Origin of the sequence: Corallococcus sp. AB045, assembly GCF_003668895.1 — a bacterium.
GTDB classification, from domain to species: domain Bacteria; phylum Myxococcota; class Myxococcia; order Myxococcales; family Myxococcaceae; genus Corallococcus; species Corallococcus coralloides.
Map to the genome: position 1 here is coordinate 1 of NZ_RAWN01000109.1, position 23249 is coordinate 23249.

Genomic DNA, 23249 nt, shown 5'->3' on the forward strand with positions numbered 1-23249 from the left:
GCGTCCTCCGCGTCGGTGGTGCGCTTCTTGGGGGCGATGCGCTCCTGGACGGCGGCGGCCTCCGCCTTGGCGCTCTTGCGGCGGCCCGTCTTCGCGTCCGTCTCCTCGGAGGCCGGGGTGGGGAGCGCGAACACAGGCGTCGTGGAGGCGGGCGCGGGGGGCGGCGTCTTCTCCTCGCGCACCTGGGCCAGCTCCTGCGCCACGTCGTAGTAGCCGCACTCCTGGCGCTGGGCCGCGAGCGCCGGCGTCACGCCGCGCAGGATGTCCACCACCGCGAAGGGCCCCAGGGGGGACGTCTCCGGTTCACCGTCCGTGAGGGCGCGGACCCGGAAGTCCTCATCCTCCGTGAGGAGCGCGAGCGCCTCGCGGACCTGCTGTGCGGGGGCCGGAGCCTTCGCGCGTCGGCAGAAGTCCGACACCGCCACCGCCACCGGGGTGGGTACGTCATCGGGCTGCCGTCTTCTCTGCCAGGGACTGATCATGGAAAGGTTCGGAAAATTGCTCGTTTACGAGGGCGGATGCCTCTATCTTCGCGGCCAGACAGGTGTCAATGAGCCAGTCCGGCCTCAATGTAAACAGCTCACGCGCTACGCAAGCCGAAGACACCGGACTCCATGGTAGTCAGCAGGGGAGCGGGCGCTCGCCCAGGCCGGCCGTCGAAATTGTCTTGCGGGAGCAGGCATCCCCACCCCAACACATGGGGTGCTTCAGAGATTGCAGATGACGACCCATCACCACAGCCACTCCCACTCCCACGGCCCCTCGGACAAGGACAAGGACGAGGTCCTGGCGCGCTACATGGCCCAGCACGGCCTGAAGAGCACGCGCCAGCGCAGCCTCATCATCGACACCTTCTTCGAGGTGGGCGGCCACCTGTCCGTGGAGGAGTTGTGGAACAAGGTGCGCGAGCAGGACACCAAGGTGTCCGTGGCCACCGTCTACCGGACGATGAAGCTGCTCAACGAGTGCGGCCTGGCCCACGCGCGCAACTTCGGTGACGGGCAGACGCGCTACGAGGCGGCGGCGGGGCGCGAGCACCACGACCACCTCATCTGCACGAGCTGCGGCACCATCGTGGAGTTCGAGAACGACCGCATCGAGACGCTCCAGGACGCGGTGGCGCGCAAGCACGGCTTCACGGTGACGTCGCACAAGATGGAGCTGTACGGCTTGTGTCGCGAGTGCCAGCTCCGGGGTGGCCCTCCGGGGACAGAGGCCTGAGCGCGTGAGCCCGGTGCGACGACGCGCGCTCCTGTGCGCGGTGGCGCTGGGCGCACTTTCCCTCACGGGCTGTCGCCACGGCGGGCCGGTGGACGCCGGGCCCGCGTTCTACCGGGCGCTGTGGTTGCCGTCGGTGGGGCCCACGCGCTACGACCCGCGCCAGCTCCCCGGCAAGGTGGTGCTGGTGTCCTTCATGGCCACCTGGTGCTTCCCGTGCCTGGCGGACCAGCCCACGCTCAAGCATCTCCAGGAGACCTACGGTCCCCAGGGCTTCCAGGTCGTCGCGGTGGGGATGGACATCGACGAGGGCCGGGTGCTGGGCCCGTTCGCGAACCACTACGCCTTTCCGTACCCGGTGCTGCTGTCCGACGAGCGGATGCGCGCCGGTGAGAGCGCCTTCGGCCGCATCCGGGCGCTGCCCAGCACGGTGCTGCTGGACAGGCACGGCCGCGCGGTGGCCGCGTGGCAGGGGATCGAGGGCCAGTCGGACGTGGCGAAGGCCATTGAAAAGCTGCTGAAGGCGGACTGATTTCTGGCCCCGCCCGGGGTGCTACAGGGCTGGAGCGGAATTCTTGCGGGCAGGGGGGCCGCTGGTACCTTCGCCGGCGCTCATGACGTCCCGGCGAAAGCTCCTGATGGTGGCGGCGGTGGTGGCGGTGGCCTTGAGCCTCGCTTCGGTGGCGGACGCCAAGGGCTTCCGGCGCTACCTGCGCCTGCGCCAGGACGTGGAGGTGCTCGACGAGCGCAACCGCTCGCTGGCCGCGCAGAACGACGCGCTCCGCAAGGAGATCGCGGCGCTGCGCAAGGATCCGGCGACGCTGGAGCAGTCGGTACGTGAGGAACTCGGCTACGTGAAGCCGGGCGAAATCGTCTTCCACCTGGAGTCGCCATGACCTCGCTGTCCGTGGTGCCCTCTCCCGCGAAGCTCGTGCGCGCCTTCTTCCGAGCCATCCCCGCGGCGGTGGCGCTGGCCACGTTCGTCCACCTGGCGCGTGGCGGCTTCCGGGGCCTGCACACGCTGGGCTGGACGGAAGCGGCGCTGGTGATGGGGCTGCTCATCGGCATCGGCATGGCGGCGTGGCGCCGGGCCATGCGCTCCTCGGTGGGCGCGGTCATCGACCTGCGCGACGACCTGGAGTTGGGCGGCGGGCTCATCTCCGCGGCCTTCATCGTGGTGGCCATTGGCGGCGGGGAGCTGTTCCCCATCGTCTATCTGTTGATGGCGTTCCTGGTGGCGTTCCTGCCGCGCAACGCGGGCATGACGCTGCTGGGTGTGGCGCTGGTGTACGACGGCCTGGTGACGCTGGGCGGTCCGGTGGTGAACGTCACCGGGTTCCTGACGCACACGCTGTTCCTGGCGCTGTTCGCGGGGCTGTACCACCTGGTGCTGTCCGCGCGGATGTTGGTGGCGAAGCGGGCGGAGTCGGACGCGGTGCAGAAGCGCATCCGCGAGGTGGAGGAGCGCGCGCGCACCTTCCGGCTGGTGTCCTCCGGGACGCAGGACAGCTTCAGCGGGATGAACTCCGACGAGAAGTGGCTGGTCGCGTCGGTGAAGGAGATTGAGGGCGCGGTGCACGCGGCGCTGGAGATCGCGGAGACGGGCCTGCGCACGGACACCTGCGCGGCGTTCCTGCTCACGTCGGACGACCGGAGCCTGAAGCTGTACGACTGCCGCTCGGGTTCGGAGCGGGTGCAGCGCGAGAAGTTCAACGCGGGCGAGGGCATCATCGGCGGGGTGCTGAAGCGCCGCGCGCCGGTGCGGATGAACTCGCCGCAGGGGCTGAAGGGCGTCACGTACTACGAGAGCAGCGGCCCCACGGTGCAGGCGCTGCTGGCGGTTCCCATCCTGGAGGGCAGCGGCCTGGTGCGCGGTGTGCTGGTGGCGGACAAGCTCAAGAACGAGCCGTTCACGGACCAGGACGAGAAGATGCTGACCACCATCGCGGGAGAGGTGCTGCGCTCCATCGAGGTGGAGCGGGTGATGAGCTACATCCGCAAGACGCGCGACGAGAAGGACCGGTTCTTCCGGGCCATCGAGGAGCTGAACCGCGCGGGCAGCCCGGATCAGGTGTTCGTGGCGGTGCTGGAAGCGACGCGGCAGCTGGCGGGGCTGGACTTCTGCGCGGTGACGCTGGTGTCGGAGCAGGAGGGCAAGCGGGTGCACCGCGTGGCGCGGATGACGGGCGTCACGGCGCAGGGCAAGGCGCTGGAGGGCCAGACGTTCCAGGACAACAACGGCCTGGTGGCGAACGTGGTGCGCTACGGGGCGCCGCTGCCGGGGCGGGACATCAAGGCGATGGACCGTCAGGTCATCTTCGATGAGGAGACGCAGGTGCGCGGCCTGGGCGCGCTGAAGATCTTCCCGCTGGTGGCGGGGGACCGCATCCTGGGCACGCTGGTGGCGGGGTCGCGCAAGAAGGCGGCGTTCGAGCAGGACGTGCTGCGGATGATCGAAGTCATCGCCATCCAGGCGGCGCAGGCGGTGTTGCGCGCGCAGCTCTACGAGCAGATGGAGAAGATGGCGACGACGGACGGCCTCACGGGCCTGCTGAATCACCGCACGTTCCAGTCGCGCGCGGACGACATCCTGGCGCAGGCGCGGCGGTACAACCGCAAGTGCTCCATCATGTTGACGGACGTGGACCACTTCAAGAGCGTGAACGACACCTACGGCCACCCGACGGGCGACCAGGTGCTCAAGGGCGTGGCGCGCATCATCAAGACGCTGGCGCGGGACACGGACGTCGTCGCGCGCTACGGCGGCGAGGAGTTCGTGATGGTGATGCCGGAGACGGACGTGCAGGGCGCGAAGATCATCGCGGAGCGCATCCGCGAGGCGGTGATGGCGGAGGTGTTCCAGACGGAGATGGGCCCGCTGCGCATCACGATGTCGCTGGGCATCGCGACGTTCCCGGACAACGCCATGGAGAAGCAGCAGATGATCGACCTGGCGGACCAGTGCCTGTACCACTCGAAGCGCAACGGCCGGAACCAGTCCGTGACGGTGGCGCAGATGCAGGGTGGCCGGAAGCTCCAGGCGGTCGCGGAGTAGGGCGGTTCAGCCTAGGTCCGCGAGCTGGCCCTGTGCGAGTTCGCGGTAGTACGGCACGACCTCCACGGCGAGCAGGTCCCGCATCTGCTCGCGTGCGCCGTCCAGGTCGCCCTGGTCTCGCAAGCGATACATGCGGTGGAGGGCGTCGCCCAGGCGCCGTGAGCCCTCCGTTACGCGCTGACGCATCTGGTGGAGGAGGGTGAGCGCGGCCTCCGTGTTGCGCAGGCCCGCTTCCACCTCTGCGGCACTCATGGCCACGGAAGGACCCGCGCGTCGCAGGAGCGTGCGAAGGGCGTCGTCCAGGACGATGGAGCCCTCTTGCTGGGCGCGCGTGTCGAGCACCCGGAGTTGATGCCAGTCGCCTTCGAGGTCTTCGACCATGGCTCATTTCCTGGAGGTGGGGGCGCACGCCTTGAATGGCCATTCCTGCTGCCCCTCGCAGTATCGCAGGCAGTCATAGCAGCGGCCCTTCCAACCCTGGTTCTTGCAGTCGACGTAGCTGCGAATGCAGGCCTGCTGCCATTCAGGCAGGTGGGCGTTATTCGCGAAGTCGTCCTCGCTCAGGCGTGACGCTTCGTAGGCTGTTCTCAAGACGGTGAGTGCGGCAACCGTCTCTGCCTCCGATGCACCGCAGCTGTCGACGGGACTCAGCGGGTGCGTCTTGATGCAGCAACTCATGGTGGAGTCCGCAGGAGTACAGGTCGCGAGCGGTGCGGCTGCGCAGCCTCCAGTGAATGCTCCCAAGAGCAGGGATATCCAGGGCCGAAAGTTCATGGGGCCCATGGTATGGGAGCGTGTTCTCGATGACTCCGCTTCCCCTCGCCGTCACCACCAGCACGAAGACGGATGCGCCCACGGTGCGCGAGGCGCGGGCCGTGGCTCAGCGGTGGAACCTGCCGTTCCTTTCGCGCCGCTCCAGTGAGGGCATCGCGCCCTGGCTGGGCACCAAGGTGGATGCGCTGCTCGTCGTGGGCGGCGATGGCGTGACGCTGTGGGAGCCGCAGGGTTCATTCGGCTTCCACGCGGGCATGGCGCACCTGCGGCGCATGCGGCTGCGGCAGGGACAGCGCGATGACGCGTTCCTCAAGGTCGCGGAGATTGTCCCCGGGGATGCCGTGCTCGACTGCACCCTGGGACTCGCGCAAGACGCCCTGGTGGCTTCGCTCGCCGTGGGCCCCACGGGCCGTGTCGTCGGCCTGGAGAAGAGCCTTCCCCTGTGCATCGTCGCCGCGGAGGGGCTCCAGCGCTACGACCGGGGCGCGGACTCGTGCGCCATCGAAGTGCTTCACGCGGATGCTCACGCGTACCTGAAGACGCTGCCCTCGAAGTCCTTCGACGTCGTCTTCTTCGATCCGATGTTCGCCAAGCCGAAGAAGGCTCAGCCCGCTTTCGACGTCCTGCGCCGCTTTGCCGAGCACGCCCCACTCACTCCCGAAGCGGTGGAGGAGGGGAGGCGTGTCGCTCGCCGGTGGGTCGTCGTGAAGGGCGCCCGCCACACCGACGACCTGAAGAAGGTGGGCATCGAGCCTGCGCCCACCTCGCGCTTCAGCGACGTCATCTGGGGTCGGTGCAGTGCGAAATAATGAGTTTTGGGCGAGGATAAAACTGACGACTTGACGTGTTGAGTTTTCATGCTGCGCTAGGTGTCATGCGTGAGTGTGATTGGTCTGAAATCCAGGGGCTTGACGTGTCTTGTGTTCGACCACGCATATCGGAGCTGCCCAATCTTCAGTAGGCGTGAAGATTGATTGAATCGCTTGGCAGCAGCGCTGGCTTCAATGGCCATTGGCTCCGCAAACTGAATCTGTGGAGTTCCGATGATGACATCTATGTTGTAGTTGAAGACTAACGCCTCCCACAGTGCCCCGGATGCTGGATGACTCCTGGTGGAAAAGGGTGGGCGGTCACTAATTCTCTTCTTCTTTATGATTGGCTTGTCGAGATTGGTAATGTTTGTGGAGATGAACCCGTTAGGAGGCGTTGGGATTACTCCGAACACCTCGTAGGCAAGGTGAAAGAGAATTGTTCGAGGAATCAGCCGATCGGGACTGCACCCGACCTGATCTAAGTCGTGACGAGCCGTGTAAGCCGCTTGTTGCAAGTCGACTTCGCGACGCATCGGGAATACAATCTCAACTGGACTCGTGCTTGCGCTGTCGAGAAAAACAACCCGTGTTGGGATTCCCAGTCGAGAGAATATGTTTTCGATTTTCTCGTTTACGTCGTCGATAAGAATCAAGGGACTCCCCAAGCGGAAAAGTGCGAGCCGAGATCAAGAGCAATTCGGTCGATGATTTGTGGATTTGCGATTGCTGAGATTTTCGTCTCGTTCATTATGTAATCGGCAAGATTTCGGTGCTCTCGCCACTCGGAGAGACTTTGCGCTAGCGCAATGGCTGCTGCTTTTTTGGCTGGATCTCTATTTATGACTTCTTGCTTGAGGAGATTGTCTATTGCTGCATGTCCGGTGCAGTCATGGGTTCCTACGGAGACAAGGGCGAATCTAGCCACGAAAAACGCAGAGTAATATGCGCTGTGGAAGAAATCGCGAACGTGCTGTTCGTTGTTGTGGCTTGAGATTGCAATTCCATGCTTTCCGCGAAACCGCTTGTTGACTCGATCGACTGTTGCTTTGAAGTGGGTTGCGCGATTGCTTAGTCTTTTCTTGTATTCCTTGCGTGCGCTTGGCTGTGTTTGGTCGAGAATTTGAAGATTGTTTAGTGCGTGTTCTTGGACTGAAGATTTAAAGTCCCTCTCGGATAGGTTTGGAAGGCATGCGATGAATTGAAATAAGTCCGTTGTGTTATTCATTTGCGGGCTGGTTGAGGTTTCGTTAGCTGGGGCAGTGTGCGCTACTCCTTCTCCGACGACCCCTTCGGCGGACCCTCGCTCCCCATCGGAGACAGCTTGCTCGACAGCGCGCCCGCCTGTTCGTGCGCCATCAGGTCGCGCGGCGAGCGGTAGTACTGCATGGGCGAGTGGTGCAGGAAGTTCGACACGCGGCTCGTGTAGAGACACGCGTACTGCTCCACCTGGTAGCCGAAGCGGCTGTTCTCGTTGCCCTCCTTGAACAGCAGGCCCCAGTACGGGTTGAAGCCCTCCTCGACGTCGCGCTCCAGCGTATTCGCGATGCCGTTGGTCTCCTTCAGCGACCGGCGCAGCTTCTCCAACTCCGCCTTCACCTTCTTGCGCAGTTCCTCGACCTCCTGGCGCTCCGGCTCCGACAGCGCCTCTCGCTCCAGCCTGCGCTCCAGGGTGTTCAGCACCGTCTTGCGGTGGTTCACCTCGTCGTCCAGCCGCGCGCGCGTCAGCTCCACCTCCGACAGCGTGACGATCTCCTCGCGCCGCGTGTCCGTGTAGGTGATCTCGTCTTCAATCTCCTGGACGATCATGCACGTGCGCCACAGCGACGACTTCTTCGACTTCAGGATGTCGCCGTAGATGTGGTCGCCCACGTAGAGGATGTGCTCGCCCCGGTAGCCGGTGAACTCCTCGAACTGGGCCAGGTTGCCGCCCGAGTACACCGTGCCGCGCTCCAGCGACTTCGCCTCACCCACGACCTTGCCGGCCTCCGTGGATGAATCCAGTTCCAGGAACGGCCGGTTCTCCGTGAAGAAGGCCGGCTTGCCCGCCGCCGTCACCACGAAGTCGAAGTAGTTGCGCCAGCTGGGGTACTCCGGCAGCTGCCCTTCCAACAGGTAGCGCATCACCGCGTTTGTGTAGTCCCACGCGGAGTTCGTCAGCAGGAACAACTTCTTCCCGCCCGAACGCAGCTTGTGCAACGCCGGACCCAGCTCCGGATCCAGGAACACATAGCGCGCCAGGTCCTTGCGGATCTCCCGCTTGAGCGAGTTGTCCCGGTGCACCGTGTCGATGGCTTCCCGGATGTCATCGTAGAGCTTGCCGTAGTTCACGGTGTGCCCCAGCGACTCCATCAGCTCGATGATGCCCGAATACAGGCACGTCTCCGGCAACGCGAAGAGCGTGTCGTTCCACGCGAACTGCGGGTTGCGCAGCCGCACGCGCTTGTTGCGGTACAGCTCCTTCCACGCGTCGCGCTTCAGCGGCCTGAGGCCGTGGTACGCGCGCCCCACATGGCCGAAGCGGTCCATCTTCAGGACGTTGCCATTCACGCGGTCCACCGCCAGCCCGCGCATCACGAAGTGGTGGTCGTAGAGCAGTCCGCCCACGAACGGCGGGTAGCCGTACTCGCTGATCAGCTTCGCGAGCGTCATGTCGAACGACAGCTGCTCCAGCCGGCGCATGTGGTAGATGGCCAGCGTGTAGTCCATGTCGAACCCGATGAGTTCGATGTGGTCCATGCGCAGGTTGCGGTTGACGAACACGTCCCGCGAATGCGGCACCTGGTCCGCCGCCTCACGCGGCGTGGTGAGCAGCCGGCCAAGCACGTCGTCAGTGAGCAAGTCCCTCGCACGGCGGGCCGCGTCGGCGGCGTGCTCGCGGCGGATGGAGGAACGGAAGCTCCCGTGCAGCGGATCCACGGAGGGTCCGCCCGGGATGGGCCTGGCAGGGGAGAGTATGGGCGACACGGGACCTCAAGACATAACACGCGCCGCGTGCCCTTCGCCCGCGTCCTTGCGGGCTTTGCACGGGGCTGGCACGCTCTGTCCAACGATGCGCACCCCACGTCCATCCCCGGCCTCGGCCGAGGACCTCCACGCGCGCCTGGCCGCTCGAATCACCGCGCTGGAGGACCGGGTGCGCCGTCTGGAGGCCCGGCTCGCCCTGGAGGCCCGCAAGCCGCCCCTCGTCCGCACCCGCGCCAGCGCCTCCGCCGCCACCGTTCGCACCGCCAGGCCCCGGCCTCGCTGCCCGGGCTGCACCCTGGAGCTGCCCCGTGGACGGCGCGGTGAGTCGTGCGTGTGGTGTGGCTTCATGTTCGCCGCAGTGACCCGCCGCCGCGCCAGCACGCCCAAGGCGCCCCGGAAGCAACGATGAGCGGGACGTACCGGCTCACCGGCCGTACGGAGGCAGGGGACCTCGCGGAGCTGTACGAGTCCGTGCTGCTGCCCTCCATCCCCGTCGCGGTGAAGCTCTTCCTGCCGCGCACCTCCGACCCCGCCTACGCCCGCGCGCTGGCGGAGACGGTGCGGATGCTCCAGCCCGTGCGCCACCCGGGCCTCCTCCACGTCGTGGACGTGGGCTTCGTGCGCCAGCGGCTCGCCGTGGTGCGCGAGGACGTGGACGGCTTCACGCTGGGCGTCGCGCTCCAGCGCCTCAACACGAAGGAGGTGCTGCTGCCGCCCACGGTGGCGCTGTCCATCGTCATCCAGCTGTTGGAGACCGTGCAGCTCGCGCACGACGCGGGTGTCGTCCATGGGGCCATCACCCCTGGCAACGTGCTCCTGTCCCGCGACGGCTTCCCGGCCATCTGCGACTTCGGCGCGCTCCAGGCGCTCCTGTCCGTGCCCCAGCTCAAGCGCACGTTCGCGCACCGGGGCCGCAGCGCGTACCGGGCACCGGAGGTCACCCGCGGCGAGACGCCCACGGAGGCGTCCGACGTGTATTCGCTGGGCGCCATCGCGTACGAGCTGCTCACGCTGCGCGAGGCCGTGGTGCCCGGCAGCGGCGTGAGCACCCGCCGCGAGACGCTGCCTCCGCCCAGCCGGTTGGACCGGCGGATCAACTCGCGGCTGGATCCGGCGATCATGCGCGCGTTGGATCCGGCGCCCCAGCGGCGCTTCCGCTCGTGCGGAGAGTTCGCCCAGGCCCTGCGCAACTTCCTCTCCGCGGGTGGCGGCCTGCCCGGCGCGGAGGAGGTGTCGCGCTTCGTGTCGGAGCTGTTCCCCAACGAGGTGAGCCTCGCCGCCCCCGGGCCCGTGCCGTTCGTGGAGCCCTTCCAACTGGAGCCCGTCTCCGGCGCGGAGATGGACGACCTGCACGCGGAGGAGCACGAGTCCTCCATCGTCCAGCGCGCGCCGTACAGCCGCGCGCCTTCGGAACAGGAGGCGTCCGCCGAGACGCAGGAGGCCGCGCCCGGCTTCGAGGAGTTCCGCCCCGAGGACTACGCGTCCGGCGCGCCTGATGACGACGAGCCCTGGCCGGCGAGCGAAGCGCGGAGCACCGACCCTTCGCACGCGGGGCCGCTGGAGCAGGGCTGGGACGCGCCGCCCGGAGTCCTCGCGCAGAAGTCCCGCCGCCCGGACAGTCCGGCGTCAGCGCGCGCGGGACGCAATCCTCGTGTGAAGGTCATCGAGGACTTCTCCGGCCCGGCCCTCGGGGACGACGAACCGCCCGTGCCCACCGGCCGCCGCGCCGCCATGCGCCCCGGCCCGGCCCTCGGGGACGACGAACCGCCCGTGCCCACCGGCCGCCGCGCCGCCATGCGTCCCGGCCAGCCCGTGGGCGCGGAAGAAGAACCGACGAAGCGCCCGGCCCTGCGCCCCGCGAAGGGAGCCGGAGGCAGGGCTCCCGGCCAGGAGACAGCGGTCCTTCCTTCTGTCGGTGGAGCGCCTTCGCCGGCCCCCGTTGCCGCCGACGCGGGGGTGCCCCGCCAGGAGCGCCGGGGCCGCGCCGAACCCACCGAGGCCCTTCCCCCCGAGCCCCGCTCGGAGCGCCGCATGGCCCCTCCGAAGGCGGAAGGCCGCGTGCGAAGCGACATGGCGGAGCCCGCGCCGTCGGACCGGCACCTGCCGGTGCACCAGCGCTTCGACACGGTGGAGACGCCGCGCATGGACGCGGTGGACGCCGGCACCCGCCGCAAGCGGCTGCTCTTCATCGCTGGCGGCATCGCCCTGGTGGGCCTGTTCATGTTCGCCGTCGCCGCGTGGCGGCTGGGCCTGGAGCCGGTGCGGGAACCGGAGCTGCCCCGCTACGACCCGAACGCGCCCTCGGCGAACGGCACCCCCGCGAACCCGTCCGCGCTGAAGCCCATCACGCCTCCACCGCCCGCGCCGCCACCCAACCCGGGTGCGCGGGACATCGAGGACGAGGACGCGGAGGAGGAGACCGCCGAGCCCGGCGTTCCTCCCAAGAACCAGCGTGCGTTCCTCACGCTGCGCACGAACCTGCCGGCGAATGTCTTCATCGACGGGGCGAAGGTGCGTCGCGCGACGCCGCTCGTGAACTACCCGGTCCGCATGGGCACTCGCGACATCCGCGTGGTGGCCATCTCCACCGGAGAGCAGAAGGATTTCCAGCTCCGCTTCTCGCGGGGCCAGCATCAGAAGCTGGACGAACAGTTCCAGCCTCCCCCCACCAGGCGGTGAGTTTCGTGGAGCGCACGCGCATCTTCGTCGTCGAGGACCAGCCCCAGCTCCTTCGCAACCTGGTCAAGGTGCTGGGCACCTTTCCGGAGCTGGAGGTCGTGGGCACCTCCCAGGACGGCGAGCAGGCGGTGGACGACATCGTCCGCGAGCGCCCGCAGCTCGTCCTGCTGGACCTGGAGCTCCCGAGCCTCAACGGCATCCAGGTGACCCAGAAGGTCAAGCGCCGCGCGCCAGAGGTGGAGATCCTCATCCTCACGTCCTTCGAGGACGAGCAGAAGGTCTACGAGGCCATCCAGGCCGGCGCGTCCGGCTACCTGGTGAAGCGGGTGGGGCCGGAGAAGATCCGCTCCGGCATCCAGGAGGTCATGGACGGGGGCACCGTGCTGGAGCCCATCATCGCCCGGCGCTTCTGGAACTACTTCCAATCCGTCCAGTCCAAGCCCGTCCAGAAGCCCGCCGAGCTGCCCTGGGGACTGACGGCCATGGAGCTGGACGTCCTTCGCTACGTGGCCAAGGGCCTGTCCAACGCGGAGGTGGGGCGGGTGATGACGCTGGAGCGGCGCACGGTGCGCACGCACCTGTCGCATATCTACCGGAAGATGGGCGTCAACTCCCACGTGGACGCGGTGGTGATGGCCCTGCGTGAAGGTGTCGTGGATCTCTAGCCGCGCCGTGGTTACGGTGTGGCACCTATGTCCAAGGCATCCCCGCGGTCCACCGCCGTGCGCGCGGTGGACCCCACGCTCGCCGCGCTCTTCGACGTTCACGAGGCAACCCTGCCCAACGGTCTCAAGGTCCGCCTGCTGGCGAACCATCAGGCCCCGGTGGTCAGCCTCTACACCTTCTTCCAGGTAGGCAGCCGCAACGAGCGGCCCGGCATCACCGGCATCAGCCACCTGTTCGAACACATGATGTTCAACGGGGCGAAGAAGTACGGCCCCAAGATGTTCGACAAGACGCTGGAGTCCAACGGCGGCCGCTCCAACGCGTACACGTCCAATGACATGACCGTGTACTACGACGACTTCAGCGCCGACGCGCTGGAGACGGTGCTCGACCTGGAGTCGGACCGGATGCGCTCGCTGCGCATCTCCGACCAGACTCTGGCCAGCGAGCGCCAGGTCGTGATGGAGGAGCGCCGCGTCCGCGTGGACAACGAAATCCCCGGCATGATGGACGAGGAGCTGGGCACGCTCGTCTACAAGGCGCACGCGTACCGCTGGCCCGTCATCGGGTGGATGGCGGACATCGAGAACATCACCCGCGACGACTGCCAGCAGTACTTCCGCACGTACTACGCGCCCAACAACGCGGTGCTCTACATCGTCGGGGACATCGACCCGAAGAAGACGCTCGCGCTGGTGAAGCGCTACTACGGCAACATCCCGCGCGGCCCCTCGCCCGCGCCGGTGCTCAACGCGGAGCCGGAGCAGAAGGGCGAGCGCCGCGCAGTGGTGCGCCACCCCGCGCAGTCGCCGTCCGTGATGATCGGCTTCCGCGGGCCCGCCGCCAGCAACGAGGACACGCTGGTGCTGGACGTGGTCCAGTACATCCTCACCAAGGGCGAGGGCAGCCGGCTGGTGAAGTCCCTCGTGTACGATCAGAAGGCCGCCGTGTCGGTGATGCTCGACTGGAGCTGGCGCATCGACCCGGGGACCATCCTGTTCTACCTGGAGCTCAAGCCGGACTCGGACGCGGCGAAGGTGGAGGCCCTGCTGTACGCGGAGCTGGAGAAGCTGGCGCGCCAGGGCGTCACCGAGAAGGAGCTGCAGAAGGCGAAGAACAACCTGCGCGCGGACCACCTGCGGGAGCTGTCCACCAACAGCGGCCGTGGGCATGCCCTGGGCCACTACGAGGCCCTGCTGGGCGACTGGCGCGAGGGCCTGTCCCTGCCGACCTTCTACGCGTCCGTCACCGCGGAGCAGGTGAAGACCGTGGCCGCGAAGTACTTCGCCCCCGAGCGCCGCTCGGTGGTCACCCTCCATCCCGAAGCCGGCGCTGAAGAGTCCGGTGACGAAGCGGCGGAGGCTTGAACCCCATGGCCTCCCGAAAGATCGCCAAAGTGAAGAACACCGTCCGCAAGGCCGCCAAGGCCGTGCGCAAGCAGGCCACCGCCGCGCGCAAGAAGGTCGCGCAGGTGAAGAAGGCCGTCCCGGCCCGAGCCAAGAAGCTGGTGAAGGCCGCGCAGGAGCCGAAGTCCGCCGCCACCGGCGAGCTGAAGCTGCCCGCGCTGCATGAGAGCACCACGTCCACGGGCCTGAAGGTCATAGCCGCCGAGCGCGGGCCGCTGCCGCTGGTCTCCGTGCGGCTGGTGATGCGCGCGGGCGGCGTGTGGGATCCGCAGGGCAAGGACGGCCTGGCGGACTTCACCGCGCGCCTGCTGCGCCGTGGCACGAAGAGCCTGGACGCGGATGGCATCAGCGAGGCCATCGAGTTCGTGGGCGCCAGCCTCTACGCGGGCGTCAACGAGGACGTGCTGTCCGTCTACCTCACCACGCCGGCCGAGCACTTCTCCGCGATGCTCGACGTGCTGGGGCAGGTGGTGCGCGAGCCCACGTTCCCGGAGAAGGAGGTCGTGGACGCCCGGGAGCGCGCGCTGGCGCAGTTCGCCAACGACCTGGATGATCCGTCCTCCATCGCGGACCGCGCCTTCACGCGCGCCATCTGGGGTGACCACCCGTACGGGCGCGACCTGGGCGGCAACAAGCGCACCGTGTCCACCTTCACCCGCGACGACGTGGTCCGCTTCCACGCCGAGTGCATGGGGCCCAGGATCTCCCTGCTCACGGTGGTGGGCGCCATCGACCCGGCGACCGTGGCCGCGGAGGCCGAGCGCGCCTTCGCCGGCTGGACGGGCGGCCCCGACGCGGATCCGATGCTGCCCCGCAAGCAGGAGCCGCTGGCGAAGGCCGGGACGGTGCTGCTGGTGGACAAGCCGGACCAGACGCAGTCCCAGGTGCGCCTGGGCGGCCCCGGCTTCTGGCTGGGCCACGAGGACTACTTCCCGGCCACGGCGATGAACATCGCGCTGGGCGGCGGCTTCACGTCGCGGCTGATGAACGAGATCCGCGTCAACCGGGGCCTCACCTACGGCGTCAGCTCCTACTTCGACACGATGAGCGCGGCCGGCATCTTCGCGCTGTCCACGTTCACCAAGACGGCGTCCACGCGGGTGATCATCGACGTGGCGCTGAAGGAGATCCACGGCGTGCGCGACGGCGGCCTCAAGCCCCGCGAACTGAAGGACGCGCAGAGCTACCTGTCCGGCCTGTATCCGCTGCGCACGGAGACCAACGAGTCCGTGGCCTCCGTCATCGCGGACATGCGCATGCACGGCCTGGGCGATGACTGGGTGGAGAAGTTCCGCGACCGGCTGCGCGCGGTGACGCCCAAGGACGTGGCCGCGGCGTCGAAGAAGTACGCGTTCGCGGACCGCCCCGTCATCGTGGTGCTGGGCAAGGCGTCGGAGGTGAAGCCGCTGCTGGAAGGGCTGGGCCCCATCACCGTCGTGCCGGCGTCGGACTACGAATGAGCGGTGACGTTCCCCGCGTCCTCTTCGAGGGCGCGGGCGTGATGGTGGTGGACAAGCCGGCCGGGGCGCTCGTCATCCCCGGCCGCGAGGGCGGCACGTCCCTGCGCGACACGCTGGAAGCACACCTGGGCCGCAAGGTCTACGTGGTGCACCGGTTGGATCGCGACACGTCCGGCGCGCTGGTGTTCGCGCTGGACGCGGACGTGCACCGCGCGCTGTCCCAGGCCTTCGAGACAGGCAAGGTGCGCAAGCGCTACCGCGCCCTGGTGGAGGGCCGGCTGGAGGCGCCCCAGATGGTGGACGCGCCGCTGGTGGCCGGCCGCAAGGGGCGCATGCGCGTGGCGAAGCCGGAGGAGCCGGACGCGAAGCCGTCACGCACGCGGGTGCGTCCGGTGGAGACCTTCGCGAGCGCTTCGCTGGTGGAGGCGGAGCCGCTGACGGGCCGCACGCATCAGATCCGCGTGCACCTGCTGTCCCTGGGGCATCCGCTGCTCGTGGACCACCAGTACGGCCGCGAGGCTCCGCTCACGGAAGGCGACCTGGGAGGGCAGGGGAGTCAGGAGGTGCTGACCCGGACGCCGCTGCATGCCGCTCGCGTGGAGTGGCCCGCGCTGCCCGGGTTGCCAGCGCGCGGAGTGGATGCGCCGCTGCCCGCGGACATGCAGCGCACGTTGGAGCTGCTGCGCGCGGCGGGGTGAGGCTCGGCGCTACTTGTACGGCTCCAGGCGGAACGTGTTGGACTCGCCGGTCGCGCCGAAGCTGTCCATCGCGGTGAGGCGCACGTTGCCCGCGGGCGCGTCCAGGACGACGTTCGCGTTGCACACGCCGACGTCGCAGGGGCCGATCTTGGAGGGTGACACCGTGCCGCGCGACGCGGTCAGCTCCACCGAGCCCTGGAAGTGCCCGGCCCTCGGCCCCTGGGCGCGCACCGTGATGGCGAAGGCCGTCCGGCTCACACGCGTGCCTTCGATTTCGTCGAAGCTGAAGCCCGTGATGTCGCCCTCGCGCATCGGCACATCCGGCCCGGGGCCTGCGTCCACCCGCTGGCCGCCATCCGTGGTGTCGACCCCGCCGTCGAAGTCGCTGTAGATGGGCCCCGCGTCGGTGAGGATGAGGATGCCCCCGTCCTCGGGGAGGGGCGGGTCGATGATTTCCTGTCCCGGAGGACGCAGGGTGAGGGCGCCTTTGGCCACCGCCTCGCGCCCGTCATCCAGCTGCAGCCGCACCGCGTGCGCGCCCGCGCCCAGACCCCGGGGCACCGTCACGATGGCGACGCCCGCCGGGTCGAAGCGCGACACCGCTGCTTCCTTCTCGTCCACCCAGATGCGGCCGGAGCCCATGCGCGCATCCACCTTCTCCTCGCCGTAGTCCACGGCCACGCTGTAGCGCGCGTCGAACCGCACGGTGAGGTCTTCGTCCTTCGTATTCACCGGCAGCGTCGAGGGCTCCACGCCGACGATGGTGGGCGGAGGCAACGCCTCCGGGTCGCCCGTGCAGGCCCACGCCAGCGCCGCCATCCCCACCGCGGCCAGGCTTGCTCGCATCACGGAACGAACCTCAGCCCCGCGGACACGGACACGCCGCCCAGCTCGGCGCGCAGCGACGGTGTCTCCACCGGCGCCAGGGCCGCGCGCACCTCCGTGAGGATGCTCCAACGGCCCAACCGATAGGCGCCCTGCGCGGCCAGGAATCCCATGGCGCGCACTCTGCGCTCATCCACGGCGTCAGGAAAGATGCCCCCGGTCTCAATGCCTTGCGTCGACAGGTGATGGCTCAATGCCAGCACTCCGCCGCCTGCACGGCCGTCCAGCTGAAGGGAACCCCGCTGGAAAAGGGTGATCCGCGCGGACAAAAGCAGGGGAATCCCCCACAGGCGCGAGTGCACCTCCGTGCCACCCTGCTGTCCATCCAGGCTCGCGTGACGCAGGCCCACCTCCGCCTCCGCCGCCACGCGCCAGTGCCACACCGGCAGCGGCACGGAGACACCCAGTCCCAGCAGCGGCCCACCATTGGCGCCTCTCGCGAACGCGGCGCCGCCCAGGAGGAACAGCGACGTCCGTGGCACCGGGACCGCGACCCCGTGCGCCGGGAAGACGTTGGAGCTGTCGATGAGCACCCCCTCAGCGGGCTTCACCGCGCCCTGGAGCCGCACCGCGTCCTCGGCGGGCGCATCACGCCAGCGCACGGTGACGGATACGTCCGTCGTGGCCGCGCGCGGCTGCACCGTGTAGCGAGCGGGTTCCGGATCCACCGGCTTCACGGTGGCGCCCTCCGCTTCCACGGTCAGCTCCGAGGCGGAGATCCGCTCCTGATCACCCGCGATGATCAGCCAGCCACCGCCCTCCGCGGGCAGCGGATCCGGCGTGAGCGCGGCGACGAGCGGACGCGCGGCGGGCACCTCCAGCGGCGCGCGGCGATCCGTGGTGAGCGTGCCCCGGGTCGCGAGCACGCGAGCCTCCGTCGCATCCGGCGGAACCTCCACGGGCACCTGTGCATGGCCGTTCCCGTCAGCCTTCACCGGACCGAAGCGCGCGTCGCCCACCGCGACCACCACCTCCGCGCCCGGCGCCGTGGACACGTCCAGCGTGGTGCGCCCCAAGAGGGGCAGCCGCACGGTGGTGACCTCCGGCGCGCGGCCGTCCTCCACCCAGAACGCGAGCACCGCCCACAGCGGGTAGCGCACCGGCGGAGGCGTCCAGTGGAAGACGCGCTCGGCGCCACCCTCCACCCGCGTTTGCTCCCAGGTGCCGGAAGAGGCCGCCGCGCGCACGGGGCCGGCGCCCTTCGGCACCCGCACCCGCACCTCCACGGCCACGTCCTCCCCGAGCACCAGGCGCCCGGGCGTCGCCTCCACCTCCGGCGGTTCCGCCCGTGCGACGGCGGCACCCAGCATCAGCAGGCAGGCAGCGAGATGGAGCGGCGGACGCATACGGGAAACCCAGCGTCCCAGTTGACCGCCGCTCCGGCCTCCGGGTCAATCCCCGGAAGGCAGGGAAGTCTCAGCAGCGGCCTCCTCCTCCGGAGGCAGCTCGGCCTGGGGCTTGTCCGCGGGTCCGGTGTGCTTGTTCGTCGGCGGACTGAAGACGGGCCTGTCCGTCGGAGCGCCGCCCCGGCCGTGCACCAGCGTCTTGGTGTCCGTGCGGAAGGTGAGGTCCACCTTGTCGCCGCGCACCGCCGTCACCAGTCCCACGCCGAACGTCGGGTGGTGGAGCACCTGGTCGACCTTGTAGGTGTCCTTCGGGCTGTACTTGGGCGCGCTCGCGAGGTCCTTGCCCGCCAACTGCTCGTCGAAGGAGATGACCACCTTCTCCGCGCGCGTCGTGCCGCCGGAAGACGCGGCGCGCGGGGCGCGGGTGGCGGCCGCCTTGGTGGGACGGTCCGTGACGCCCGCCGCGCCGCGGAACGCGTGGTCCCCGCCGCACGTGTTGCAGCGGACGCGCACGATCTTCGGACCGACCATCGCGAGGATGGTGTGCGCCAGGTTCATCTTGCAGCGGGTGCACTGGGCATCCACCTCGCCGCCGACCTTCTGAGTAGCCATGCTGTCGTGTCGCTCTGGCCCGGCAACTCCCTGAAGGGGCGCGCCGGGCGTGGAAGTAAAGAGGGCCGCGCAACATAACGGCCGACCCCAGGCGGAGGAAGCCCCATCGCATCCCACCCGCGCGCCGCGTGGGAGCCCCCCGGGCAACCAGCCGATGGAGGTGGGGGTGGGATGGGCCCGCGCTCAGTTCCCTTGTGCCGCCGTCCGGAGCACGTAGAGTCGCCCGCCTGAACGCATGACCACCGAGACCCCCAGCAAACCCAACCGGTTCACCGGCGCCTTCATCCAGTCGGTGGAGGGCCTCGGCAAGGGCATCATCGACGTCATCAGCAGCATTGGCGGCGTGGTGGCCCTGGGCCTGGACGTCTTCCGCTGGAGCGTGCGCCGCCCGTTCCGGCTGAACAACCTCTTCACCCAGCTGGACTTCGTGGGCGTGGGCTCCATCTTCATCGTGGGGCTCACCGGCACCTTCACCGGCATGGTGTTCGCCCTCCAGACGTCCACGGCCTTCGCCCTGTTCGACGCGGAGAGCCTGGTGGGCCCCACCGTCGCGCTGACGCTCACGCGTGAATTGGCCTCCGTGTTCGCCGCGCTGATGGTCACCATGCGCGCCGGCTCCGCCATGTGCACGGAGCTGGGCACCATGCGGGTCACCGAGCAGGTGGACGCGCTGGAGACCATGGCCGTCAACCCGGTGCAGTACCTGTTGGTGCCCCGGGTGCTCGCGGGCCTGTTCATGGTCCCCGCGCTCACCATGCTCTTCAACACCACGGGCATGACCGGCGCCTATGTGGTCGCGGTCTTCGGCCTGGGCATCTCCCCCGGCACGTTCCTGTCACGCACCCAGCAGTGGATGGCGCCAGCGGACATCTACGAGGGCCTGCTCAAGGGCGCCATCTTTGGCCTCTCCGTGGCCCTCATCTGTTGTTACAAGGGCTTCAACGCGTCCGGCGGCGCCAAGGGCGTGGGCCAGGCCACCACGGAGGCCATGGTGTCGAGCGCGCTGGCCATCTTCATCCTCGACTTCATCGTCGGCATGTTGATGCACTGATGGGCCCCCAGACTCCGACACCGCCCGGCTCCGCTTCCGGAGCCGAGAGGGCCATGATCGACATCGTGGACCTGCACAAGACGTTCGCGGGGAACAAGGTCCTCACCGGCATCAACCTCACCGTGCCCGCGGGCAGCACCTGCGTCATCCTGGGTGGCTCCGGCTCCGGCAAGACGGTGTTGATGAAGCACATGATCGGCCTGCTCAAGCCGGACAGCGGCAAGGTCATCATCGACGGGCAGGACATCGTCCCCATGAGCGTGGAGGGGCTGCAGCAGGTGCGCCGCAGCTTCGGCATGGTGTTCCAGGCCGCCGCGCTCTTCGACTCCATGACGGTGTTCGAGAACGTCGCCTTTCCGCTGCGCCAGCACACCAAGCTGTCCGAGGACGAAATCCGCGTCCAGGTGAGGAAGCGCTTGGAGCTCATGGGCCTCAAGCGCGAGGTGGAGGACCGCTTCCCCGCGGACCTGTCCGGAGGCATGCGCAAGCGCGTGGGCCTGGCGCGCGCCGTGGTGCTGGACCCCAAGGTCGTCCTCTACGACGAGCCCACCACCGGCCTGGATCCCATCACCACGGACTCCGTGGACGACATGATCCTCACCGCGCAGAAGGAGCTGGGCGTCACCAGCGTGGTCATCAGCCACGACATCGCGTCCGCCTTCAACGTGGCCAACCAGATCGCCTTCCTGTCCAAGGGCGTCATCGTGGAGCACGGCTCGCCGGAGAAGCTGCGGCAGTCCCAGCACCCGGCCGTCCAGGTCTTCCTCCAGACGTGGTTCGGCAAGAACTAGGATATTCGGGTAGGGAAAGCGGTCCCCCAAGGATTCCAGCCCTTCATGAAAAGCTGGCACCCGGCATGCAAATCGTTAGAGTCGCGCGCGGCCGGTGGTAGCGCTCGGAGTCACATCAGGTGAAGAAGCTCGTCACGCCCTTCCGTGTTGGCCTGCTGGTCCTCGCCGCCGGTGGGTTCCTCATCACGTTCGTGTTGTTCGCCACGAAGGGCGGACTGAGCGACAGAGACTCCACCCAGGTGTGGGCCTACTTCCGGGATGCGTCCGGCCTGGCGGTCCGCGGCCGCGTGCAGATCGCCGGCATCCCCGTGGGAGAGATCAGCGACATCAGCCTGGAAGGCACCCGCGCGAAGGTCTGGCTGAAGATCCGCAAGGGCGTGGACATCCGCCAGGACGCCGCGGTCACCAAGCGCTCGGAGTCGCTGCTGGGTGACTACCTGCTGGACCTGAACCCGGGCACGGAGCAGGCGCCGGAGCTGGAGAACGGCGGGCAGATCCGCCGCGTCATCGACACCCAGGGTGTAGAGGCCGTCTTCGAGTCCCTGTCGCAGATCACCTCCGACATCCAGCAGGTGACGGGCGCGCTGCGCGAGGTGCTGGGCGGCGAGAAGGGCGCCGGCTCCCTGGAGCGCATCGTCGAGAACCTGGTCCGCCTGTCGGACTCGGTGGACGCGACGGTGCGCCGCAACACGGACCGCCTGGACACCATCATGGCCAACGTGGAGGGCGTGTCCTCCGACGTGCGCGCCATCACCCAGGGCAACGGCGCGGAGGTGACGCGCATCGTCACCAACGTGGAGCGCATCACCCAGGACGTCCGCGAGGTGCTGGGCACCGTCAAGAACATCGTGGGCAGCGGGGAAGGGGAGTTCAAGGATAGCGTCTCCAGCCTCAAGCAGACGCTGGGCCGGCTGGACAACACCCTGGCCAACCTGGAGGACATCACCCGCAAGGTGAAGGACGGCGAGGGCGCCGCGGGCGCGCTGCTGACCGACGAGCAACTGGGCCAGCGCCTCAGCGAGGCCGTCACCGACGTCAGCGAGTTCGCCACCCGCCTCAGCACCCTGCAGACGGAGGTGGGCCTGTTCAGCAGCTACCTGGTGTCCCAGGGCGCGTCGAAGAACGGCCTGACGCTGAAGCTCATCCCCAAGCCGGACAAGTACTACCTGCTGGAGATCATCGACGACCCGCGCGGCTCCGTCAGCACGCAGGTGGTGCAGACGAACCCGCCGTCGGAAGGGGACCCGGTCATCCAGACGCAGAAGGTGACCAAGGAGTCCTTCAAGGTCAGCCTCCAGTTCGCCAAGCGCTACTACTTCACCACCCTGCGCGTGGGCCTCATTGAGTCCACGGGCGGCGTGGGCGCGGACCTGCACCTCTTCGACGACGTGCTGACCTTGAAGATGGACGCGTTCAACTTCACCGCGGACGAGCTGCGCTACCCACGCCTGCGTGCCATGCTGAAGGCCCAGGCGTTCGACCACCTGTACGTCATGGCGGGCATGGACGACATCCTCAACGCCAGGCAGCGTGACGCGGCCACCCGGCGCCTCATCGCCGGCCGCGACTTCTTCTTCGGCGCGGGCTTCTTCTTCACCGACGACGACCTGAAGGCGCTCATCACCACCACGGGCATCCCGACCTTCTAGACCGTTGTCCCCTTGACGTTGCCGGGAAGGTGTCGTACCCGGCACGGGCACGGGGTTTCCCCTGGAATGCGCCGTGCCCTGACGCGATGCCATACCCGCGCCGGGTCACCCCCAGGAAGAAGCCTCCATGTCTCTGCTCGTCGTCGGTTCAATCGCGCTGGACTCGCTGGAAACGCCCTTCGGCAAGAAGGAGGACGTGCTCGGTGGCTCGGCCACCTACTTCTCCACGTCCGCGTCCTTCTTCGGCCCCGTGCAGCTGGTGGCGGTGATTGGCGAGGACTTCCCGGAGTCGCACCTCCAGTTCCTGCGCGGGCGCGGAATCGACCTGGAGGGGCTCACCCGTGAGTCCGGCCGCACGTTCCGCTGGAAGGGCAAGTACGGCTGGGAGCTCAACGAGGCGCAGACGCTGGACACCCAGCTCAACGTCTTCGAGTCCTTCTCGCCGAACCTGCCGGCCGCCTACCGCGAGACGCCCTACGTCTTCCTGGGCAATATCCACCCGGAGCTCCAGTCGCGCGTGCTGGATCAGGTGAAGGCGCCCAAGCTGGTGGCCGCGGACACGATGAACTTCTGGATCCAGGGCAGCCGCCCCGCGCTGCTCAAGACGCTCCAGCGCGTGAACCTGCTCTTCATCAACGACGCGGAGGCACGCCAGCTGTCCGGCGAGCACAACGTGGTGAAGGCCGCCCGCGCCATCCTGTCCATGGGCCCGTCCCGCGTGGTCATCAAGCGCGGCGAGCACGGCGCGCTCCTCTTCGACCAGGACCACATCTTCGCCTGCCCGGCCTTCCCCCTGTCGGAGGTGTTCGACCCCACCGGCGCGGGTGACACCTTCGCCGGCGGCTTCATGGGCACCCTGGCTGGCGCCGGCGCCGGCAAGGTGGATCAGCAGGTGCTGCGCAAGGCCATGGTCATGGGCAGCGTGATGGCCTCCTTCACGGTGGAGAAGTTCAGCCTGGAGCGCCTGCGCGAGGTGCAGCGCCCGGAGATCCACGCCCGCTTCGCCGAGTTCAAGAAGCTCACCCACTTCGACGACCTGGGCCCGCTGGGCGGGTAGGGGAGCGCTGGCGAGGGGACGGATGGCCCGGTGTGGAACTTGACGGGCCGCACCCACCCTCCCTAGGCTCGTGCGGACGCAGTGGATGAATAAATCCGGTGCGGACGTCCTTTTTCAGCGCCGACG

At 68.2% G+C, this 23249-nt stretch carries 22 protein-coding genes and 1 pseudogene; 15 read left to right on the plus strand and 8 right to left on the minus strand.

Annotation, left to right across the window (positions count from 1 at the left end; genetic code table 11):
* Positions 1 to 482 (minus strand): annotated as a pseudogene (locus D7Y21_RS24190) (hypothetical protein); the annotation flags it as partial.
* Positions 483 to 720: 238 nt separating this feature from the next.
* Between D7Y21_RS24190 and D7Y21_RS24195 the strand changes: the two are divergent.
* From D7Y21_RS24195 to D7Y21_RS24210, 4 genes are all read left to right on the plus strand, one after another.
* The gene (locus tag D7Y21_RS24195; protein ID WP_199724704.1) at positions 721 to 1221 is read left to right on the plus strand and encodes a Fur family transcriptional regulator; all 501 of its coding nucleotides are present in this window, start codon (positions 721 to 723) and stop codon (positions 1219 to 1221) included.
* 4 nt (positions 1222 to 1225) lie between these two features.
* Positions 1226 to 1750, plus strand: a complete 525-nt coding sequence (locus D7Y21_RS24200; RefSeq protein ID WP_121716003.1) for a TlpA disulfide reductase family protein — start codon at positions 1226 to 1228, stop codon at positions 1748 to 1750.
* A gap of 82 nt (positions 1751 to 1832) precedes the next feature.
* Positions 1833 to 2114 carry a septum formation initiator family protein gene (locus D7Y21_RS24205; RefSeq protein ID WP_120568420.1) on the plus strand — a complete coding sequence of 94 codons (282 nt, stop codon included), beginning with the start codon at positions 1833 to 1835 and terminating at the stop codon, positions 2112 to 2114.
* Positions 2111 to 4273 (plus strand): diguanylate cyclase, encoded by a 2163-nt coding sequence (locus tag D7Y21_RS24210; protein ID WP_121715973.1) that lies wholly within the window; start codon positions 2111 to 2113, stop codon positions 4271 to 4273. Before D7Y21_RS24205 ends, D7Y21_RS24210 begins: the two co-directional genes overlap by 4 nt.
* Positions 4274 to 4279: 6 nt before the next feature.
* Here the strand turns inward: D7Y21_RS24210 and D7Y21_RS24215 are convergent, their stop codons facing one another.
* Positions 4280 to 4654: a DUSAM domain-containing protein gene (locus D7Y21_RS24215; RefSeq protein ID WP_121715975.1), complete on the minus strand. Its 375-nt coding sequence runs from the start codon at positions 4652 to 4654 to the stop codon at positions 4280 to 4282.
* 422 nt (positions 4655 to 5076) lie between these two features.
* On the opposite strand from D7Y21_RS24215, the gene D7Y21_RS24225 reads away from it, so the two are divergent.
* Complete coding sequence (locus tag D7Y21_RS24225) at positions 5077 to 5856, plus strand: class I SAM-dependent methyltransferase (protein WP_199735483.1); 780 nt, start codon at positions 5077 to 5079, stop codon at positions 5854 to 5856.
* Between the two features lie 56 nt (positions 5857 to 5912).
* On the opposite strand, the gene D7Y21_RS41535 is transcribed toward D7Y21_RS24225, so the two are convergent.
* The 3 genes from D7Y21_RS41535 to D7Y21_RS24230 are packed head-to-tail and all read right to left on the minus strand — an operon-like array spanning position 5913 to position 8823.
* Positions 5913 to 6512 (minus strand): hypothetical protein, encoded by a 600-nt coding sequence (locus D7Y21_RS41535; RefSeq protein WP_147469361.1) that lies wholly within the window; start codon positions 6510 to 6512, stop codon positions 5913 to 5915.
* A complete protein-coding gene (locus D7Y21_RS41540; RefSeq protein ID WP_147469362.1) occupies positions 6509 to 7084 on the minus strand; it encodes a hypothetical protein in 576 nt (191 codons plus the stop codon). Before D7Y21_RS41540 ends, D7Y21_RS41535 begins: the two co-directional genes overlap by 4 nt.
* Before the next feature lie 41 nt (positions 7085 to 7125).
* Positions 7126 to 8823, minus strand: a complete 1698-nt coding sequence (locus D7Y21_RS24230) for an HAD-IG family 5'-nucleotidase (protein WP_121715981.1) — start codon at positions 8821 to 8823, stop codon at positions 7126 to 7128.
* A gap of 85 nt (positions 8824 to 8908) precedes the next feature.
* Here D7Y21_RS24230 and D7Y21_RS24235 point away from each other — a divergent pair, with 85 nt between their 5' ends.
* Genes D7Y21_RS24235 through D7Y21_RS24260 form a run of 6 tightly spaced genes read left to right on the plus strand, consistent with a single transcriptional unit; the run spans position 8909 to position 15732 of the window.
* Positions 8909 to 9232 (plus strand): hypothetical protein, encoded by a 324-nt coding sequence (locus D7Y21_RS24235; protein WP_120567970.1) that lies wholly within the window; start codon positions 8909 to 8911, stop codon positions 9230 to 9232.
* Entirely contained in the window at positions 9229 to 11502 is a 2274-nt protein-coding gene (locus tag D7Y21_RS24240; protein ID WP_121715983.1) for a serine/threonine-protein kinase, read from the plus strand. The genes D7Y21_RS24235 and D7Y21_RS24240 overlap by 4 nt, the downstream gene beginning before the upstream one ends.
* A 5-nt stretch (positions 11503 to 11507) precedes the next feature.
* Positions 11508 to 12167, plus strand: coding sequence for a response regulator transcription factor (locus D7Y21_RS24245; RefSeq protein ID WP_121716005.1), 660 nt, complete (start codon positions 11508 to 11510; stop codon positions 12165 to 12167).
* Between the two features lie 27 nt (positions 12168 to 12194).
* The gene (locus D7Y21_RS24250; RefSeq protein WP_121715985.1) at positions 12195 to 13535 is read left to right on the plus strand and encodes a pitrilysin family protein; all 1341 of its coding nucleotides are present in this window, start codon (positions 12195 to 12197) and stop codon (positions 13533 to 13535) included.
* Positions 13536 to 13540: 5 nt separating this feature from the next.
* Positions 13541 to 15034 (plus strand): pitrilysin family protein, encoded by a 1494-nt coding sequence (locus tag D7Y21_RS24255; protein WP_121715987.1) that lies wholly within the window; start codon positions 13541 to 13543, stop codon positions 15032 to 15034.
* Positions 15031 to 15732, plus strand: coding sequence for an RluA family pseudouridine synthase (locus D7Y21_RS24260; RefSeq protein ID WP_121715989.1), 702 nt, complete (start codon positions 15031 to 15033; stop codon positions 15730 to 15732). The genes D7Y21_RS24255 and D7Y21_RS24260 overlap by 4 nt, the downstream gene beginning before the upstream one ends.
* A gap of 9 nt (positions 15733 to 15741) precedes the next feature.
* Here the strand turns inward: D7Y21_RS24260 and D7Y21_RS24265 are convergent, their stop codons facing one another.
* Genes D7Y21_RS24265 through D7Y21_RS24275 form a run of 3 tightly spaced genes read right to left on the minus strand, consistent with a single transcriptional unit; the run spans position 15742 to position 18575 of the window.
* Positions 15742 to 16581, minus strand: a complete 840-nt coding sequence (locus tag D7Y21_RS24265; RefSeq protein ID WP_147469363.1) for a hypothetical protein — start codon at positions 16579 to 16581, stop codon at positions 15742 to 15744.
* Positions 16578 to 17963, minus strand: coding sequence for a hypothetical protein (locus D7Y21_RS24270; RefSeq protein WP_121715993.1), 1386 nt, complete (start codon positions 17961 to 17963; stop codon positions 16578 to 16580). The genes D7Y21_RS24265 and D7Y21_RS24270 overlap by 4 nt, the downstream gene beginning before the upstream one ends.
* A gap of 45 nt (positions 17964 to 18008) precedes the next feature.
* Positions 18009 to 18575: a hypothetical protein gene (locus tag D7Y21_RS24275; protein ID WP_120567963.1), complete on the minus strand. Its 567-nt coding sequence runs from the start codon at positions 18573 to 18575 to the stop codon at positions 18009 to 18011.
* Positions 18576 to 18810: 235 nt separating this feature from the next.
* Here D7Y21_RS24275 and D7Y21_RS24280 point away from each other — a divergent pair, with 235 nt between their 5' ends.
* The 4 genes from D7Y21_RS24280 to D7Y21_RS24295 all read left to right on the plus strand — a co-directional run bounded on the left by D7Y21_RS24280 (position 18811) and on the right by D7Y21_RS24295 (position 23123).
* Positions 18811 to 19626 carry an ABC transporter permease gene (locus D7Y21_RS24280; RefSeq protein WP_121715995.1) on the plus strand — a complete coding sequence of 272 codons (816 nt, stop codon included), beginning with the start codon at positions 18811 to 18813 and terminating at the stop codon, positions 19624 to 19626.
* A gap of 53 nt (positions 19627 to 19679) precedes the next feature.
* Positions 19680 to 20417, plus strand: coding sequence for an ABC transporter ATP-binding protein (locus tag D7Y21_RS24285; RefSeq protein ID WP_120567961.1), 738 nt, complete (start codon positions 19680 to 19682; stop codon positions 20415 to 20417).
* 119 nt (positions 20418 to 20536) lie between these two features.
* Positions 20537 to 22066, plus strand: a complete 1530-nt coding sequence (locus tag D7Y21_RS24290) for an MlaD family protein (protein ID WP_120567960.1) — start codon at positions 20537 to 20539, stop codon at positions 22064 to 22066.
* A 127-nt stretch (positions 22067 to 22193) separates the two neighbouring features.
* Positions 22194 to 23123 carry a PfkB family carbohydrate kinase gene (locus D7Y21_RS24295; protein ID WP_120567959.1) on the plus strand — a complete coding sequence of 310 codons (930 nt, stop codon included), beginning with the start codon at positions 22194 to 22196 and terminating at the stop codon, positions 23121 to 23123.
* Positions 23124 to 23249 lie beyond the last annotated feature (126 nt).